The 16,474-nt window shown below is 61.3% G+C and carries 16 protein-coding genes; 4 read left to right on the top strand and 12 right to left on the bottom strand.

Translation table 11 applies throughout. The features are described from left to right. Positions 1-83 precede the first annotated feature (83 nt). From VMH22_02960 to VMH22_02950, 3 genes are read right to left on the bottom strand one after another with little or no spacing between them, the layout of a single operon-like run. The gene (locus VMH22_02960; protein HTW90647.1) at positions 84-689 is read right to left on the bottom strand and encodes a class I SAM-dependent methyltransferase; all 606 of its coding nucleotides are present in this window, start codon (positions 687-689) and stop codon (positions 84-86) included. After that, complete coding sequence (locus tag VMH22_02955; protein HTW90646.1) at positions 676-1,794, bottom strand: hypothetical protein; 1,119 nt, start codon at positions 1,792-1,794, stop codon at positions 676-678. Before VMH22_02955 ends, VMH22_02960 begins: the two co-directional genes overlap by 14 nt. 53 nt (positions 1,795-1,847) lie before the next feature. After that, on the bottom strand, positions 1,848-2,750 hold the full coding sequence (locus tag VMH22_02950; GenBank protein HTW90645.1) for a DNA-formamidopyrimidine glycosylase family protein: 903 nt from the start codon (positions 2,748-2,750) through the stop codon (positions 1,848-1,850). Between the two features lie 227 nt (positions 2,751-2,977). Here VMH22_02950 and VMH22_02945 point away from each other — a divergent pair, with 227 nt between their 5' ends. Together VMH22_02945 and VMH22_02940 are read left to right on the top strand one after the other, a co-directional pair. After that, positions 2,978-4,765 (top strand): ABC transporter ATP-binding protein, encoded by a 1,788-nt coding sequence (locus tag VMH22_02945; protein HTW90644.1) that lies wholly within the window; start codon positions 2,978-2,980, stop codon positions 4,763-4,765. Further along, entirely contained in the window at positions 4,689-6,542 is a 1,854-nt protein-coding gene (locus tag VMH22_02940) for an ABC transporter ATP-binding protein (GenBank protein ID HTW90643.1), read from the top strand. Before VMH22_02945 ends, VMH22_02940 begins: the two co-directional genes overlap by 77 nt. A gap of 33 nt (positions 6,543-6,575) precedes the next feature. On the opposite strand, the gene speY is transcribed toward VMH22_02940, so the two are convergent. From speY to VMH22_02895, 9 genes are all read right to left on the bottom strand, one after another. Continuing rightward, positions 6,576-7,778, bottom strand: a complete 1,203-nt coding sequence (gene speY / locus VMH22_02935; protein ID HTW90642.1) for a deoxyhypusine synthase — start codon at positions 7,776-7,778, stop codon at positions 6,576-6,578. 38 nt (positions 7,779-7,816) lie between these two features. Further along, positions 7,817-9,004: a type III PLP-dependent enzyme gene (locus VMH22_02930; GenBank protein ID HTW90641.1), complete on the bottom strand. Its 1,188-nt coding sequence runs from the start codon at positions 9,002-9,004 to the stop codon at positions 7,817-7,819. A gap of 517 nt (positions 9,005-9,521) precedes the next feature. Continuing rightward, on the bottom strand, positions 9,522-9,824 hold the full coding sequence (locus VMH22_02925; GenBank protein HTW90640.1) for a type II toxin-antitoxin system RelE/ParE family toxin: 303 nt from the start codon (positions 9,822-9,824) through the stop codon (positions 9,522-9,524). Beyond that, positions 9,821-10,048 (bottom strand): addiction module protein, encoded by a 228-nt coding sequence (locus VMH22_02920; protein ID HTW90639.1) that lies wholly within the window; start codon positions 10,046-10,048, stop codon positions 9,821-9,823. Before VMH22_02920 ends, VMH22_02925 begins: the two co-directional genes overlap by 4 nt. Before the next feature lie 273 nt (positions 10,049-10,321). Then, positions 10,322-11,770, bottom strand: coding sequence for an IS1182 family transposase (locus VMH22_02915; GenBank protein HTW90638.1), 1,449 nt, complete (start codon positions 11,768-11,770; stop codon positions 10,322-10,324). A 166-nt stretch (positions 11,771-11,936) separates the two neighbouring features. Next, a complete protein-coding gene (locus tag VMH22_02910; protein ID HTW90637.1) occupies positions 11,937-12,431 on the bottom strand; it encodes a hypothetical protein in 495 nt (164 codons plus the stop codon). Positions 12,432-12,541: 110 nt separating this feature from the next. Further along, entirely contained in the window at positions 12,542-13,006 is a 465-nt protein-coding gene (locus VMH22_02905; protein ID HTW90636.1) for a PIN domain-containing protein, read from the bottom strand. Beyond that, on the bottom strand, positions 12,984-13,217 hold the full coding sequence (locus VMH22_02900; protein HTW90635.1) for a DUF2281 domain-containing protein: 234 nt from the start codon (positions 13,215-13,217) through the stop codon (positions 12,984-12,986). The genes VMH22_02905 and VMH22_02900 overlap by 23 nt, the downstream gene beginning before the upstream one ends. Before the next feature lie 135 nt (positions 13,218-13,352). Then, positions 13,353-13,721 (bottom strand): hypothetical protein, encoded by a 369-nt coding sequence (locus VMH22_02895; GenBank protein ID HTW90634.1) that lies wholly within the window; start codon positions 13,719-13,721, stop codon positions 13,353-13,355. Positions 13,722-15,003: 1,282 nt separating this feature from the next. Between VMH22_02895 and mraZ the strand changes: the two genes are divergently transcribed. Together mraZ and rsmH are read left to right on the top strand one after the other, a co-directional pair. Continuing rightward, positions 15,004-15,540 (top strand): division/cell wall cluster transcriptional repressor MraZ, encoded by a 537-nt coding sequence (gene mraZ / locus VMH22_02890; protein HTW90633.1) that lies wholly within the window; start codon positions 15,004-15,006, stop codon positions 15,538-15,540. Continuing rightward, on the top strand, positions 15,512-16,474 hold the full coding sequence (gene rsmH, locus VMH22_02885; GenBank protein HTW90632.1) for a 16S rRNA (cytosine(1402)-N(4))-methyltransferase RsmH: 963 nt from the start codon (positions 15,512-15,514) through the stop codon (positions 16,472-16,474). Before mraZ ends, rsmH begins: the two co-directional genes overlap by 29 nt.

Raw genomic sequence — 16,474 nt, 5'->3', positions numbered from 1 at the left:
AATTGCCCGGCGGGGCTGGCAAACGTGGCCGGTCCCGCCGTACGCCGGCCAACACTGAGGTCCGGCGAGCCCCCTTCGAGGAATCAGACAGCGGCTGTCTTGCGGGCGAGGATGACGAGGTGGTCGTAGGGAAGCTGGTCGCGTTCGGCCGCCAGGCAGTCGCAGCAGTGCTTCTTTAGGATGTCAAGGTACTCCGGTTCCGCGAGCGACCCATAGTGGAATTCCACTCCGTTCATGAAGCCGCGGCGCCCTTTACGGCCGCCGATGCCACCGCAGGTGAAGAGCAGGATGCCGTCGGGCGCGACTGCGTCGCAGAGCCGGTCAGTTGCCTCGACCTGGCCGTCAGGCGCCACGTGGAAGAGACTGTCCCAGGCAACCACAAGGTCGTATTCGACGGGGCGCTGCCAGGTAAGGAAGTCGGCGCGTATGAAGCGAATGCCGGGGAGACGGCCGGCGGCGATACGGATCATCTTGGCTGAGACGTCGACGCCGGTGACGGTCAATCCGGCTTCAGCCAGAAGGCGGCTCAGTCGCCCCACACCACAACCGACGTCGAGCGCTGAGCCGTGCGTCCGCGCAAGTCCGATGGCGCGGTGGAGGTAGGCGATACCCACTGTCTTGCCGACCATCTGCGCATCCCACCATTCGGCAATACGGTCGTAGCGGCGGCCGGTCTCATTCGGTTTCATTGAGCAACAGGCGGGCGCATTTCGCAGCGCCGGTAATGGCGTGTTTGCCCCAGCCGGCCCGACTCATGCCTGAAAGCCCGCCGTCCCGGTGAAGGGCGTCGAGCGCGGGGCCGATCTCGGCTGCGTCCCGCTGCGTGGTCAGAGGCAGGCAGACGCCCTGGGCAACGGCGAACTCGAAGTTCTCTCGGGCAAAGGGACCGATGTGAGGGAGGAGCGCGAACATCGGCAGACCAAGTCCGACTGCCCAATTGGTGCGTTCGTGAGCGGCTGCGATCATCACGTCAATGCTCGGCAGCAGCTCGGCCGTGCGCCTGGTCTCATCGCTGCGGCCACGGGTCGAGATGACATGGAACGCATCATCCGGAATGCCGCGACGACTAAGCTCCGACCGCATCTCGGCAGCGTTTGGCGCTCCCGGGCCCGGGAATACGAAGGCCCTGTGGCCGGACTTGGCTAGAGACTCGACGCAGGCGGTCAGACGGGCGACATGGGGTCGGGGTCGTGCGCCGGATAGGAACAGGCCGACGACCAAAGGTCGCTCTGAGCCGAGACGCAACTGCCTCGCTTGGTAGGACGCTTCCGCTGCAGCCACGAGGTCGGGCTCAATCATCAAGCCGACGACCGAAGTCGCTTCCGGTTTCACTCCGAAGGCTCGCAGCTTGAGGCTTGTGGCCTCAAGCGGTACAAACGTGCGCCATGCACCGGGTACCGCCGCGATCCTGGGCGCGGCAATCTCGCCGTGGACGTAGGCGACGCGGCAGACCGGAGCCAGGATGTGTGCAAGCAGCGGGTGGTCAACCATGCAGATGCCTTCATAGCCGGACAACCGTTTCCTCAGACCGCGGCCGAGCAGCGAAATCTGCATTGCCGAAGGTTTGCCGTCAGTCGGACGCAGGCTGTTGTACAGGGACGTCGACAGGCCGCCTCGACCGCCGATGCGGTATGCGGTTCCCGCCAGCCGCCAGGCCAGGCCGGAAACTCCGGCACACAGCTCGGGTATCGTGTGACAATCGACGCGGTCGTCGCAACGGCGAGAAAGCACCGCGAGGACCGAATCGAGGTAGGATGGATGCCCGCGGCCGATTTCGGAGCAGACCGAGACCAAACGAGAATGTCGAATGTCGAATGACGAATGTCGAATGCCGGAGGCGGACGCGCTCATTTGAGGAACTTGGAGAAGCGGCGGTCAGCGAGTTCGCGGCCATCCGTCTGACAGGTGGGGCAGTAGTAGAGCGTGGATTCCTGGAAGCTCACGCGTTTGACCGGCGTGGCGCAGACCGGGCAGGGTTGGTCCAGCCGGTCGTGGACGCGCAGGAACGTGCGGTCCTTCCTTTCGGGCAGACGATTCAGCGAACGCAGGTGCAGGATGGCGTCCTGCAGCACTTTCTTCGTGGCCGTGTAGAGGCGGATTGTCGCCTCGGGCTTGATAGCGGTCGAGAGCGCGAAGGGTGAGAGCCGCGCCTCGAAGAGAATCTCGTCGGAGAAGCAGTTGCCGATGCCGGCGACAGCCGACTGGTCGGTCAGGAACCGCTTGAGCGTCCGACTGCGCCGGCCCAACGCCTGCCGGAATCGGGCGAGGGTGAACTCCGGGCTGAGCGGGTCGGGCCCAAGCCGGGCGATGATGTCAATCTGCTGCGGGTCATTGACCAGGTAGACGCTCAGGCGGTGATGAGTTGTATCCTCAATGACGCGCAGGTCTTCGTCGCCGTCAAGGTGGAGGGCAAAGGCGTGAAGACGGTTCAGGGGCGCGTGAGTCGGCCCAAACGCGAACCGGCCCGAGAGCATGAGGTGAATGCACAAATGAAGGGGAGAAGTGGCAAGGGGAAATGACGAAGGGGGCGAGGGAGGCGGCGAGCTCTGTGCGGAACCAGCGAAGGTGATGCAGATGACCTTGCCGAGGCGGGTGACCGAGCGGACGTGCTTGCCCGTAAGGGCCTCAAGCGGCGGGGTGACGGTCTTGAGCGCGACCGGTGAGTGCACCGTCGCACCGGCAACGAGCCGTCCGGCCAGCGCAAGGCGAAGCCGGTCCTTGGTTACTTCCAGTTCGGGCAACTCGGGCACAATTGAAGATAGGAGATAACTGGGACAAGTCAAAGGGCAAAATCCCGGTGGCCAAACCCCAATTACCAATCAAGCCAGAATCCCCGAATGACCCGGTCCAAGGACCGAGGTGACTGGTGCTTGGGGTTTCTCAAAGCGACTGGTCATTGCGATCTGGTAATGGGCATTTTCCTCAGAGCGCCTCCGTCCTTTACATGGGGCGATTCTCCCGCAATAATACCGGCTTCATGCACTGGCACGACATCGACAGCGAACTCGATGAGAGCAAGCCGACCGGCAAGGCCGGGACGTACATCCGGCGGCTCTGGCCGTTCTTCCGCCGTTACCTCAGGCTCGTGCTCGCGGCCGGCTCGCTGCTTCTGGTGACGACCGGACTGGGCCTGCTGGGGCCAGTGCTGCTCAAGCGGGCAATCGATGTCAACATCGGGCACGGTGACCTGCGCGGCCTCGCCGTAACTTCGCTGACATATCTCGCCATCCAGGCGTTCATTCTGAGCGCCGCCTACTTTGAAAGGGTCTGGCTCGCCCTGGTGGGCGAGCGAGGAGCGGCCGACCTGAAGCAGGCGCTGTTCCAGCACGTGCTCGACCTGCCGATGTCGTTCTTCGACAAGATGCCGGCCGGCAAGCTCATTTCACGGGTGGAGAGTGACACCGAAGCGCTGAAGATGCTCTTTACGAATACGTCGGTCGTGCTGCTGCAGAGCGTCCTCATGCTCGTCGGGATGTGCGTCATCATGGGAGTGACGAGCTTCAAGTTGTTCTCACTGGTGCTGGTGCTGCTGCCGCCTTTTGTGGTTGCCTTCTGGCTGTTCCAGAAAAGGGTGCGGCCGGTGTACATGCAGGTGCGCAAGACCGTGGCCGAGACCAATAACCTCGTGAGCGAGACGTTGAAGGGATTGCCCGTAATCCAGGTCTTCTGCCAGCAGCGGCGCTTTGCCCAGCGGATGGATGACCTGAACCGGCTGAAGTACAAGGGCGAGCTGAAAGCCTCGATACTCTGGTCGTCGGTGTGGATGCTGGTGGATTTCGGCGAAATACTGGGAACCGGGCTCGTGCTTGGCTTCGGCGGGGTGTGGGCGCTCAGGGGGCAGTTGACCATCGGCACTTTGTTCCTGTTCGTGTCGTACATCACGCGGCTGTTTGGGCCGCTGCGGGCGATTTCGGACCAGATCAACGTCATGCAGCGCGCCTTCGCGTCGGCTGAGCGGGCATTCGGCATACTCGACCAGGCGCCGGAGCCCGCCGGCAAGACCGGGGCCGGGCCGCTGAGACTCAAAGAGGCGATAAGGTGCGAGAACGTCAATTTCGCCTACGACGGCCAGAACATGGTGCTGAAGGACATCAACCTGGTCGTGCGCAGGGGGGAGAAGGTCGCGTTGGTGGGTGAAACCGGCGGCGGCAAGACCTCGATTGTCAATCTGCTGATGAAGTTCTACCTGGCGCAGTCGGGTCGGATTCTCTGCGATTCAGAGGATGTCGCCCAGATGGACAAGCACCGGATTCGGTCGGCGGTCGGGTTCGTCCCGCAGGAAGTGGTGATGTTCCCGGGTTCGGTGCTCGACAACCTGCGGCTGTTCGACGAGACTATATCGCGTGACCAGGTAGTACAGGCCGCGAAGCGCGCGCGGATTCACGATGCGATTGCGAGATTCCCGCAAGGTTTCGACACGGTACTGACTGAGGGCGGCGGCAATTTCTCCCTGGGCGAGCGGCAACTCCTGGCGTTTGCCCGGGCCATGGTGCGCGACCCGGAAATCCTGATTCTTGACGAGGCCACGTCTTCGGTCGACCCGCACACCGAGCACCTGATTCAGGAAGGGCTCGAGGAACTGCTCAAGGGTCGGACCGCGATCATCGTCGCGCACCGCCTGGCCACGATTCGGATGGCGGACCGAGTGCTGGTGGTTCACAAGGGGAGAATCACGGAGCAGGGCACACATGATGAGCTCCTGGCTCGCGACGGCATCTACTCGCGACTTTACCGGCTGCAATACGTGGGCATGGGTCAAGGCTAAGGTCAAGATGGGAATGACTCCTTCCGAATCTCAACCTCAGTCTCAACCTCGGCCCATGTCTGTTGTGTTCGACTTCTGGCGCGAGCGGCCGGGCTGGTCGGTTACGCTCGTGCTCGCCACTATCGTGGTTACCGCGATCTCGATGGTTTTCCCGTACTTCCTGCGAATGATAATCGACGGTATCAAGCGGGGCATTTCCCAGCGAGAACTGGTGAGGTACGTCCTGTTCCTTTTCGGGTTCGGCTTCCTGCGGGTCATCGGAGACGTGCTGTTGCCGTTCTCGCGCGGCCGGATTAACGAGCTCTACGCGTGGAAAGTCAGGACCGCCATTTTCCGCCGAGTGCTCGACATGGGCCACACTTTCAGCGCTCAGTTCCCAACCGGGGACGTGATGGAACGGCTCGACCACGACATGGGCGAGCTGTCCTGGTTCGCCTGCTCGGGTATGTTCCGGTTCGTGTCCGCCGCGTTCACGGTGCTGTTCGCGCTCGCCATCATGCTGCACATGAACCCGATGCTGACACTCGTGACTGTCGTTCCCATTGGGCTGGGCGTGTACGTCTGGCTGCGGCTGGGCCCGCTGGTCTATTCCTGGTTCATGAAGTGGCGGCAGAAGATATCAGAAATCAACAACCAGCTTGAGTCAGCTTTCACGGGCATCAGGCTGGTGAAGTCCTACGCCATGGAGGAGAAGCTCGGCCACAAGTTCCGGGGCACGCTCAACGACCGTATCGCGGTGGCGATGGGCGAGGCGAGAACCGAGGCGAAGATCGGCATACTCTACAATGCCATCGGCGAGTTCGCTACGCTGCTGGTGCTCTGGATCGGCGGCATGCTGGTCGTGCACGCGCACCTGACCCTGGGCGAGTTCGTGGCGTTCAACGCCTATATCCTGATGCTGCTCGGCCCGATGTACGACATCGGCAACGTCTTCGTGTCTGGCCGGAGAGCGCAGGGCGCTGCGGAGCGCATCGGTTCGCTCAGGACCCACCCGACCGAAGTCGAGCCGCCGGCAAATCCGAAGCAGCCCAAACCCGGCGAGTTGAAGCTGGACCACGTCTCTTTTTCCTACGGCACGAGGATTGTGCTTGAGAACGCGGACCTGACCTTTCCTCCGGGCCGGAAAGTCGGGATTGCCGGAACGATTGGCTCGGGCAAGAGCACGATCTTCAGGCTGCTCTTCCGGGAAGCCGACCCGCAGCAGGGCAGGGTTACGCTTTCCGGTCAGGACGTCAAGGAGCTTGACCTGGACGCCTACCGGCAGCTCTTTGGCTATGCGCCGCAGGAGGCGCAGTTGTTCTCCGACTCGGTCAAAGGGAATATCGCGTTCGGCCGGGAGAACGTGACCGACGAGCAGTTGCAGGCGGTCGTGGCCGGCTCCGAGCTTTCAGAAGAAGTCGCCGGATTCCCCAAAGGACTGGATGAGATGCTGGGCGAACGCGGGACTCGGCTATCAGGCGGCCAGAAGGAGCGCGTGGCGATTGCCCGGGCGCTGGTCGGGCGCCCGCCGGTCATGGTCTTCGATGACGCGACCTCGGCGCTCGATGCCGAGACCGAGAAGGAACTGGTCAACCGGATGATGAATCAGTTGCCCGGCGTCACGGTAATCATCGTTTCGCACCGGCTCTCGGTGCTGAGCGTCTGCGACTGGGTCTACGTGCTGGATGCGGGCAGGGTGAAGGAGCAGGGGAAGCACGATGACCTGCTGGCAGCGCAGGGGCTCTATTGGAAGTTGTACCAGCGGCAGTTGATCAGCGATGAGCTGGAAAAGCTGTAGCGGATTAGGTCGTATAGGACCTATAGGTCCTATTCAGAAATGCGTGTGTGCAAAGAACTCGCGAGTGAGATCTTCCATCAACCTGGAACGCTTGTCGTAGAGACGGCGCAGCTTGCGCCGAGGATGCGTCGCGAGCGCGTAGTGCACGAGCATCGGTAGCGCGATCGTCACGTCGGTGTAGCAGACCAGAGCATCCGGCAGCTTCTCCGGGTCAACCTTGCCCCACGACACGGCTTCGTGCGGCGTGGCGCCGGACAGACCGCCGGTATCGGGCCGCGCGTCGGTTATCTGGAAGAAGTAGTCCTGACCGAGCTCCTTGATCATCAGAACTTCCTGTATCTGCGGCTCGGTCTGGAGCGTGAAATTCTTGGGGCTGCCGCCGCCAATGAGCAGGACGGCCGACTTCCCGCCTGAGCGCTTGGCGTGGAGCACGTAGGACGTTGTCTCGTTGACGTCGGTTGAAGGGTTGATGCGCAGCTTCAGGCCCTTGAGTTCCAGGCCCGCGATGTTCATGCCGATGGTCGAATCTCCGGGCGAGCTGGTGTGGATGGGTACACCCGCGCGATATGCTGCGGCCAGAACTGAAACGTCCTTGTTGCCGGTCTTCCTTTCCCACTCAGCCGCATATCGTCCCAGCAGATGGTAGAACTCGGCCGTGCCCATTTCCTTCTGGAACTCCGGCCGAACCAGGATGGAACGTAGAATCTTGTCGGTCGCCATCAGGCAGTCGGTATAGCCGAGGAACACATCGTAGATGCGGACAACGTCGTTGCGGCGGAGGTCGGTGTCGTCCACCACGTGCGAGCCGACATGGAGCGGCAGGTTGAACGCGAAGTGCAGGTCGTGGTACATGTTGGCGCCGGTCGCGACGATCCAGTCTACGAATCCGGCCTTGATGAGCGGGACAATCGCCGAGCAGCCGAGACCGGCAGGCGTAAGCGCTCCGGCTAGGCTCATGCCGACAAAGGTGTCCTGCGTGAGCATCTTCTCGGTGAAGAGCTCGCAGCCCTGCCGCAGTCGTGCCGCGTTGTAAGCAAGGAAAGTGCCCTCCATCAGGCCGGGCAGCCTTTCCCGGCCGGTGATGCCGGTCGGCATTATGCGCTTGCCGCTCATGTACTTTTCCTTATGCGGGCACTCGCGCTTGCGCAGCCATTCCGGCACCTCGGTGAGGTCCGCGCGGACCCGAGGTGACCGAGTGGTCGAGTGGTCCAGTGGTCCAGTGCGGGGTTTCTTCACTTGACCACTAGACCTCTTGATCACTTGAGCACTCTTCTTCATGGCACGAGGATCGGCTTGGCCGGAGGTATACCGTTAAAGGTCGTGGCGCTGGCCAGCGAATAGGCGCCGATGTTTCGAGCGTAGACCAGGTCGCCGAAGTCGAGTTCGGGAAGCTCCTCGGCGCCGGAGATGATGTCGAGTGAATCGCACGTCGGTCCGGCCAGCGTCGTGAGCTGGCTCGGCCCCTTCTTGAGGACGTTGAACTCGTACTTGCAGTGGTCGAATATTATTCCGGACAGAGCCCCGTACACGCCATCGTCAAGGAAGTACCAGTGCTTGTTGTTACGGATTGACTTGCCCACGACGCTAAGCAGGAGCATGCACGCCGGGCCGACCATAGCCCGGCCCGGCTCGGCGATGATCCTGATGCTCCGGTCGAATAATCGCTCCATCTCCATGTTCATCGCCGGGGCCATGTTGGCGAACCAGTCCTCGTCGGTGTCGAAGTGACGAATCGGGAACCCGCCGCCGATGTCGAGCATCTGGAGCGGGAGCTGCTTGAGCATCGCATCGTTGACGATTATCTTGCACAGCTCAAAGGCCTCGAGGTAATTGTCGCCGTGGGTGCACTGTGAGCCAACGTGGAAGCTGACGCCGACCGGTTTGAGCCCGAGCCGAGCAGCCTTGAGCAACAGCGGGACCGCGTCCTGGGGGTCGGCGCCGAACTTGAGCGACAGTTCGATGATCGAGCCGACATTCGGGACTTTGATGCGGACCATCACCGAAGCGCCGGGAGCGTAGCGGGCGATCTTGGTCAGCTCATACTCCGAGTCGAACGTCATCAGGTTCACCTTACGCTTGCAGGCGAACGTGATGGACTCGTTGCGCTTCATGGTGTTGGCGTAGACCAGTTTGTCCGGAGTCGCTCCGGCATTCAGGACCCAGTCGATTTCCTGCGGCGACGCGACGTCGAACCCGAGCCCGGCCTGGGCCAGTACCTTCAGTACGTCAGGATTGGGGTTAGCCTTGACCGCATAGAACGGCTCGACGCGAGGCAGAAGCTTGCGGAACCGCGCGACCTGTTCGAGCAACAGCGTCTTGCTCACGATGAACAAAGGAGTCCCGTGTTTCTTCGCCAACTTCGGGAACGTCTTGCGCAATTCGCGCAGATAGGCCGCGGTGGTCATCTTCGACTGCCCTTTCATTTTGTACGAGCGGCAAATGTGCCTGAGTGCATGTGCCATTCAATCAGGAATCGGGCGGCATGTCAAGCGATTCCGCCTCTCTGAGAACCACAGAGTTCCCGGCGCGGCCTCGGAGCCCGCAACCAAACCGGATGTAACCGCAGATGTCGCAGATGACGCAGATACCTCAAGTAGGCCGCAGATTACGAAGACGAGTCCCGAGTTGGAGAATGCCAGTCCTCTGTCAGAACCCAATCCGGCGGTGCCTCTGGCCAGCAGGTTGACTCAACCGCCTATTGTCTGACTGTGGTCGGCGGGCCGTGAGCTGTGAGCGGCAAGCTGTCAGACGCTAGCGGTTAGCCGTCGGCTGCATCGCCTCGACCAGCCCGCAATTCCGTCGCGCCCGGCACTCATCGTTCCACGCTTGTCGTTCACTGTTCCCGCCCCTCGTTGGTCGCTCCGCACTCATCACTCATCGCTTATCGCTCATCACTCTCCGCGTGGACGACCATCCTGTCATGGCGCGCCTTGGGAGTCGCTCAGAGAAGTGGGAATTGCCCCTGGTTGCTCGTTGGTCTCAGTCCTGCCCGGTTCGGGACTTCCAGTACCCGGGTCGCCGGTGCAGATGCATGACTGCCAGGACCTCTATCCGCTCCTGCTTGGCGCGGTATGCGACACCGTAGGGAAAACGGAGAACCCGACAACGACGTATGTCGCCTTCGAGAACCGGGTATAGCAACGGGAACTCTTGTATCCGGTGGACCGCATCGCGCACGGCCAAGGCGAAGCGCCGTCCGAGACCGGGATTATGGGCCTGATAGTACTGTGCAGCCTGTACGAGCTCCTCGCGTGCTGCCGGATGGAACTCGACCGGACTCATGCGAGCTTACTGTCGAGTTCCTCGAATACCTTTTCGCTTGAGGAAAGCGTTACTGCTCCGTCGTCGATCTCCCGGCAGCGTCGCCTGATCTCGTCCATCCATTCCGGACTGACTTCGAAGCCTTCCTCATAGTCCAGGCTCTCCAGAAGCTTCTCGGCAAGAAGCGCCCGGGATTCGCGGGGAAGTTGAAGTATCTCGTCAATGATGCTGTCTTTCTTTGCCATCACTCAAATCCTACTGCCCTCCGGACGCGAGTCAACTCCCTGACTCAGGTCCCGGCCGCAAGCCGCAGGCTGCAGGCTGTCGGCTGCCGTCATGGTCTCGACCAGCCACGTTGGTTGGCGGACTGGTACAACGTGCAACGTCGTCCGATGTCCTCAACTGGGAACTGGAACCTGGGTACTGGTAACTCGCGGCCACCGGCCGCGCCGCGCCTTGACATCGCCCAGAAATATGGCGACTGTGGGGCTGTTGAAAAACCCCTGTCTTGGGCGCCGTCAAGCGACAGCGGTGCGGACTGCAGCAAGGTCTAGACCAAGGCGTCGACAGAAACTACCAACCAGTCGTGTCAGCGCACTGAAAACCAGCCTTGATGGAGGGTTCCCGGCAAGCGCCGCAGCCAGCCGCTTGAGATTGATCACCGCGGCCGTCAGATACGCTTGAATCGCCACGTTCCATCGTCCCCGTCTTACCGCCCGGGCCAGTCCATGCTGGACCTTCGCCTCGCCGTGCCGCCCCTCCACCCACCACTGGTGCCGCCGGTATGACTCTCTTTTCTCTTCGTCCCAGCCCCGGCTCCTTGCCCGCCGCGCACGCAAGAGCGCCTCATACCCATCTACAATCAGCACTGTCCGGACCGACGCCGTCCTGGGCACGCACCGCCCTTTGAGCGGACACGCTCGACAGTCACACGCTCGCGCCCGGTAGATCCAACCTCTCGCGGTCGGCGCCTCTCCCTGCCGGTGCAGTATCTTCCCGGCCGGGCAGCGTACTAACTGGTGCTTGGCGTCGTACTTGAACCGCCGCAACGGCAGCTTCGTTGCTGTCCGGGCCTCACGCTGCGGCACCACCGCCGCCTGCACTCTCCGCTCTTCCAGCGCCGCGTAGTTCTCCGACCGCCCATAGCCCGCATCGGCCGTCACCACCTCTACCTTCTCGCCAGTCTGCGCTTCCACCCGGTCCAACTGCGACATGAGTTCTTTGCACTCACTCGCCTCACCCGTCGTCACCTTCACATCCAGTATCACTCCGGCCTTGTCGTCTACCACTATGTGGTCTTTGAAGCACGGCTCCATACGCCGCCGGTGACTTGAGGTCGCCATCGTCGCTTCCGGGTCGGTCTTACTCCGCTTCTTACGCTGCTCCGGCCGGGTCCGAGGCCGGCCCGGCCGCCGGCGAGGCTTACTTTCCGTCTCGCCACTGGACTCCACGCCTTCGTTCTCCGCTATCACCTGCTCAACATGTTCTGCGACCAGGCTTTCCCAGCTCACGTCGGCCCGGATGAGCGTCGCATCGACATGCACCGTCTTGCCGTCTACCAACCCGGCACGTACGCATTCACCTACGGTCCGTTTGAAGATACGCCAGAAACGCTCCTCGCCCCACCGCTGCCGTAGCTTCGTCAGACTGCTGTGGTCCGGCAGGACCTCGTGCAGTCGGTAACCGGCAAACCAGCGGATAGCGATGTTTACCTGGACCTGCCGCATGAGCACGCGGTCATGCACAATCCCTTCCAGATACCCGGCCAACATCAAGCGCAGCGCCGCTTCCGGGTCGATACTAGGACGACCGTTGTTCGAGCAGTAGCTGTCCGAAACCTCGTCCCGCAGCCAGGACAGATCCAGCACTCGGTCGACCTGCTTCAGGATGTGATCATCCGGCACCAGGTCGCGGAGCGGGCAGGCGACAAAGATGTCCTCATGCCAGCGGTCCTGATTACCTACCATTGTCAGTGGCGTCCTTTCGGTTGGGCATCACTGCTCTTAGACGCACCAGCCGTCAGAAAGATGTCAAGACTTTTTCAACAGCCCCACTGTCCCTAATTCTTCCGAAGTTGGAAGTATAGAATCAGGGCAAAGGAAGAAGGCCGCAAGCGAAACTCCGAGCGCACGCTCAGCGCAGCTTGCCCAGCCGGAGGAAGACTACGCCGCCGCAGAATGGCAATGTGAAATTGAGATTCCCGAACACGCCGGCGCCGAGTCCGAAGTAGGCACAAGGGATCACGGTGAAGTTGGCCTCAAGCGGAATGCCAACGGTCCGGACTCTCCTGTCGCCCAGTTGCCCCGATACGTAGCTCAACCCGACCGATGCCGACGCGTTGGTGTACCTGTCCGCCGTGCTCACCCCGTAGAGGAACCCGTAATCACTCATCACGACCCAGCCCATGTCAACCGCTCCGAATCCCGTTGCGGCGCATCGGGCCGTGAACAGGCGATGTCCGGTCTGGAAACTCGCGCTCACTTCTCCGGCGGCTAGTAGCAAACCCAGGCCTTCGCCGTAGCTCGCCCACGCTCGTGTCGGGTTCCCGTGGGTCGGGCCGGGCAGTCCGTCGTGCGCGCAGACGACCGTGACGGCCGCAAGGACGGACAGCAGAACACCAGTCTTCATCGCTGACATGTCAGGGTTCGTGGGCGGGGGGCACTTCCCATATTTCTGGCTTCCGTCAAGGCCGGGCTGGTTCGGATCGCATCGCGGGGCGCTCGTTAGCAGCATTCGGGTCACCGCTTGCGGTGTCGGGGGCGGGCAGGCTTTGTTGGCGGCTGGTCGCGGGCAGCGGGTGGCTCACCGAGTACGTCCGCGGGAGTCTTTCGGCCGCGGTCGGTTCGGTCGAAGTCGGCATCGAAGCTGACGAGGGTCAGGTCGTTCTTCTTGGCCGCTACGTACTGGTAGGCGTCGTCGAAGTCGAGTCGGAAGCGCTTCCTGACGCCCATGACCTCCTTGAGGTCCGCTGTGTCGAGTCGGATACGGGTAAGCGCTGTTCCCTCAAGAGTATCCAAGACGAACTGGACAAAGGCTAGCTCCAGCCCGTTGCGTGCGAGCGCTATGCCGATTGAGTACACGGAGAACTCGCTGATGGCGATTTGGGCCATCGGTACTGTCTCAAGGAATCGTCGTACATCCTCAGACCGTTCCTGCTCAAACAGCAATTCGAGCCAGACGTTACTGTCGAGCAGGTATGTCATCCGACCACCAGTCGAGGGTCTTGTGCTGAAGCTCGACTGACGTGAACTTGTCTTTCAAGTGACGGCCCGCGCCGGCCCAATCGAGGCGGAATTTGGTGCGCTTCGGTCGGGCTCTGGATTCCTTCAAGAACCGAGCGAAGTCGGCCACCTCGGCCTGAAGATCGTCGGGCAACTCCCTTATCAACTTGACCGTGTCATCAACTGTGCTCATGTTTCGCCTCATGTGTGCAGTATCAATATAGCCTCAACACCGACCGCGGTCAAGCCGGCTTTGCAATCCGCTTCGGGACACGATGCCGACTCCTGGGCAGGATCGGCTTGAGTCCCTGCGGACGGGCCGGTGGCGCTAGGGCTCGGGCTGGACGCTGCAGACTTCCCGCTGGATCGCAAGGAGCACGTCTTCGTCGAGGCCGCGGGCCTTCCATTTGTTGCGCAGGACCTCGGCCGCAAGCTGCAGGCTGTGGCCGTCGATATCCTGCTCGCGCGAGTACTTCCAAAGCTGCCGGCCGAAACTCAGGTAGGGGACGTACAAGATCGTACTGACCGACTTGCCGTTCAGGACCTGTTTGACCTTGGTATCATTGGCGAGCATGGCGGTCATCGCCGTCTGGTATCTGGCCTGCATGTCCGGCCGCATCTCATCGAGGGTGGCTTTGATGCGCTCGGTGTTGTACTTCACGTTCCAACTCGTGAATCGCTTCATCTTATCCGGCATCTGTATTCTCCTTTCATCTCGGGCTGCTGATTCCGGTCCGGTGCGAGCCGCAGCCGCCGGCCGAGACCGAAGTCAGCCACAGCTATCATACACCACATTCCGCGCCGCGCAATGGCCGTGTTGGCCTTCCGACTCAACATCAAGTCCGGTAACTGGCCAGTATTAGTGACTTATCTTACGCAAATACGATATTTACAGCATAGAATATTGCTGAGATTAGCTCTGATACTGGCATTTGGTAGACCGTCCCCCGGACGGTCTAGTAGACGGTATGGTAGACGGTCTATGAGATGGGCTAGAGGTATGACTGTAGGTTGGTCTAATCGACGGAGTAGTGGTACATCCGTTGGTATGTCTATCAGTCCGTCATGCTGTCGGTTCAGGGATATGACTGTATGTTGGTGCGATGGATAGTGTATGGGTTCCTCCATTGCACGTTATGGTAGACGTTCCACATGACCTGCCGGTGATTTGTCTAGTATATAGTCCGAATGATGGTCTATCGATTGGTCTAGTAGACGCTGACCTATTGGCAGAGGCAAATGTCATCCGGTATTCAGATGTGCGGCTGGCTGAAAGCTCATTCGACATGTCGAGATGCCTTTGCGAGCGACTTCCTCCGGCGAGGATGAACCCAGGTCCGGCTGGAGTCAGGGAAGCGGCGTCAGACCGGCGTTCACATTTGCGGGGTTGTCAGCAGCAGAGCGACCGGCTGGATGCCTGGCAGTTTGCCGAGTCGAACCTGCTGTCTGGTCGCGGCCGGCTTCAGGGGACCGCGGAAGTGTTCGCGCCGGTCGACGGGCTCCGCATAGATGGGCGATACTCAGCGAGCGTCATTGACATTCTTGGGAATGCCGGATTGTTACGCGGCGTCGAGTGTGGCCATGTAGATGCCTGAGCAGAGCCAACGCAGCGGCGAGCTCGTGCATTGACGAGATTCCGGTCAATAGAGGCGGAGTGTCACCAGAATCACCCCGGCGCCCGCGTCACCCAGGGGCGTTCGATCTCGATCTCCGCCGGACCTTTCGGACTCGTGCCTGAGAGTCCTGGTTTGATGTGCGGCCAGGACGAGAGAATCTGTCAAGATGTGCGGAAGGCGCAGCTATCGGCTCTTTTTGCTCTACCTCCACACCCCTTACCGCGAGTCGTGGCCTGAATCTAACCACACAATACTAAGTAACGCTGTTTCAACCTGTTATGATGACGCACAGGGTTAATTCTAGCTTGACGTGGGGAACTGATAAATGTAGACTCAAGGTTGATTCAAGATAAGTGGTAAAAAGTGGCTGACGATAACTACGACTTTCTCTTCATTGGTGACTACACGCATGCGGTAGACACCAAGAATCGGGTCGCGATTCCCTCGAGTTTCAGGCGCAACTTCCCCACCGGCACCGAGGACCACATAGCCCTGCTGCGCGGAGCAACCGGGTGCATCGAGGCGCACGTAAGACCTGAGTGGCGGTCGTACGCCCAGCGGTTCAGGAATCTTGGTCGTTACAACAAGGAAGATCTGGTTCTGCGTCGGTTGTTGTTCTCGGGCACGAATGAGATAGAGCTCGATGGCCAGATGCGCGTGCTGTTGCCGAAGGCGCTGATGGAGATGGCGGGCATCGGGACAGAGGCACGGTTCATAGGTCAGGGTTCTTTCTTCGAGATTTGGAACCCCCAGCGATTTGATGATTTCGTCGCTCAGAACATGCCGTTGTACGACGAACTGATGGTCAGACTTGACGGCAGGCAGGCGGTCGAGGAGAAGGCCGTGGAACGCGGCGGGCAGGATCAGCGCGGTGTACCACCAGCCGGTACTGAGTCGTGAGGTACTCCAGTACCTTAGGCCGGTCAGCGGCGTCATCGTGGACGCCTGTCTCGGTGGAGGCGGCCACGCCCGGGCGATTCTCGATGCGCTCGCCGCGGGTTCCGAGGGAACAGACAGCGGAACGAGACGTGCCGGCAACGACGAGCCGGCCGTCAACGCGGGCGACCAGCCGGTCGGGTCGGACCGGTGGTCCCGCGGCCTGTTAGGAATAGACTGCGACACCGAGGCGATAGCCTCGGCGAGAGGGCAACTCAGTAGCTTCCGCAATGTGGAGTTAGTTCATGCAAATTACGCAGACTTGCCCGCGCTTGTGCGCGAGCTGGGCCTCGGGCCTGTGACCGGAGTCCTGTTCGACTTCGGCGCGAGCCTGTTCCAGCTTACGTCCGGACCCAGGGGGTTCGCCATAGAAGCTGACGGCCCGATTGACATGAGGTTCGACCAGACCGCCGAGATGCCCACGGCCTTGGACATCATACACCGGTCATCCGAGTTGACCTTACGGGACTGGTTCCGGGCATTCGGCCAGGAGCCGATGAGCGGTCGTGTCGCGCGCGTGATTCATGAGCGACGGCGCGAGCTGCGGACGACCGGAGACCTGGCTCGGGCGGTGCGGGATGCGGTCCCGGCGCGGTTCGCCCGCAAGGCGCTGGCGCGGGTTTTCCAGGCGCTTCGAATAGTGACTAATCACGAGATCGAAAACATCAGGCGCGGGCTGGCCGGAGCGCTGGAGGTACTGGTTCCGTCCGGCAGGCTGGTCGCGCTTTCGTATCATTCGCTTGAGGACAAGGAAGTGAAGCAGTTCCTGCGGGCGGGAAGGATTTCCGGCAGGCTGCGCATCTTGACGCCGAAGCCGGTCCGGCCGCAGCCCGATGAAGTGGCGGGCAATCCCCGTTCGCGGTCGGCGCGGCTCCGGGCCGCGGAGGTGGTCGCGTGA

The organism is bacterium, from assembly GCA_035505375.1.
Lineage (GTDB): Bacteria > Hydrothermota > Tepidihabitantia > Tepidihabitantales > Tepidihabitantaceae > UBA2258.
The sequence above is the reverse complement of the archived record's forward strand: the minus strand, read 5'-3'. Positions and strand labels throughout refer to the sequence as shown.

Excerpts from the sequence above, each read along its gene's own strand:
- VMH22_02915 (HTW90638.1), bottom strand. The coding sequence starts at position 11,770 with ATGGTAGGTAATCAGGACCGCTGGCATGAGGACATCTTTGTCGCCTGC.
- VMH22_02920 (HTW90639.1), bottom strand. The coding sequence starts at position 10,048 with ATGGCAAAGAAAGACAGCATCATTGACGAGATACTTCAACTTCCCCGC.
- VMH22_02945 (HTW90644.1), top strand. The coding sequence starts at position 2,978 with ATGCACTGGCACGACATCGACAGCGAACTCGATGAGAGCAAGCCGACC.
- VMH22_02905 (HTW90636.1), bottom strand. The coding sequence starts at position 13,006 with ATGACATACCTGCTCGACAGTAACGTCTGGCTCGAATTGCTGTTTGAG.
- VMH22_02960 (HTW90647.1), bottom strand. The coding sequence starts at position 689 with ATGAAACCGAATGAGACCGGCCGCCGCTACGACCGTATTGCCGAATGG.
- VMH22_02940 (HTW90643.1), top strand. The coding sequence starts at position 4,689 with ATGATGAGCTCCTGGCTCGCGACGGCATCTACTCGCGACTTTACCGGC.
- VMH22_02900 (HTW90635.1), bottom strand. The coding sequence starts at position 13,217 with ATGAGCACAGTTGATGACACGGTCAAGTTGATAAGGGAGTTGCCCGAC.
- VMH22_02910 (HTW90637.1), bottom strand. The coding sequence starts at position 12,431 with ATGAAGACTGGTGTTCTGCTGTCCGTCCTTGCGGCCGTCACGGTCGTC.
- VMH22_02925 (HTW90640.1), bottom strand. The coding sequence starts at position 9,824 with ATGAGTCCGGTCGAGTTCCATCCGGCAGCACGCGAGGAGCTCGTACAG.
- VMH22_02895 (HTW90634.1), bottom strand. The coding sequence starts at position 13,721 with ATGCCGGATAAGATGAAGCGATTCACGAGTTGGAACGTGAAGTACAAC.
- VMH22_02930 (HTW90641.1), bottom strand. The coding sequence starts at position 9,004 with ATGGCACATGCACTCAGGCACATTTGCCGCTCGTACAAAATGAAAGGG.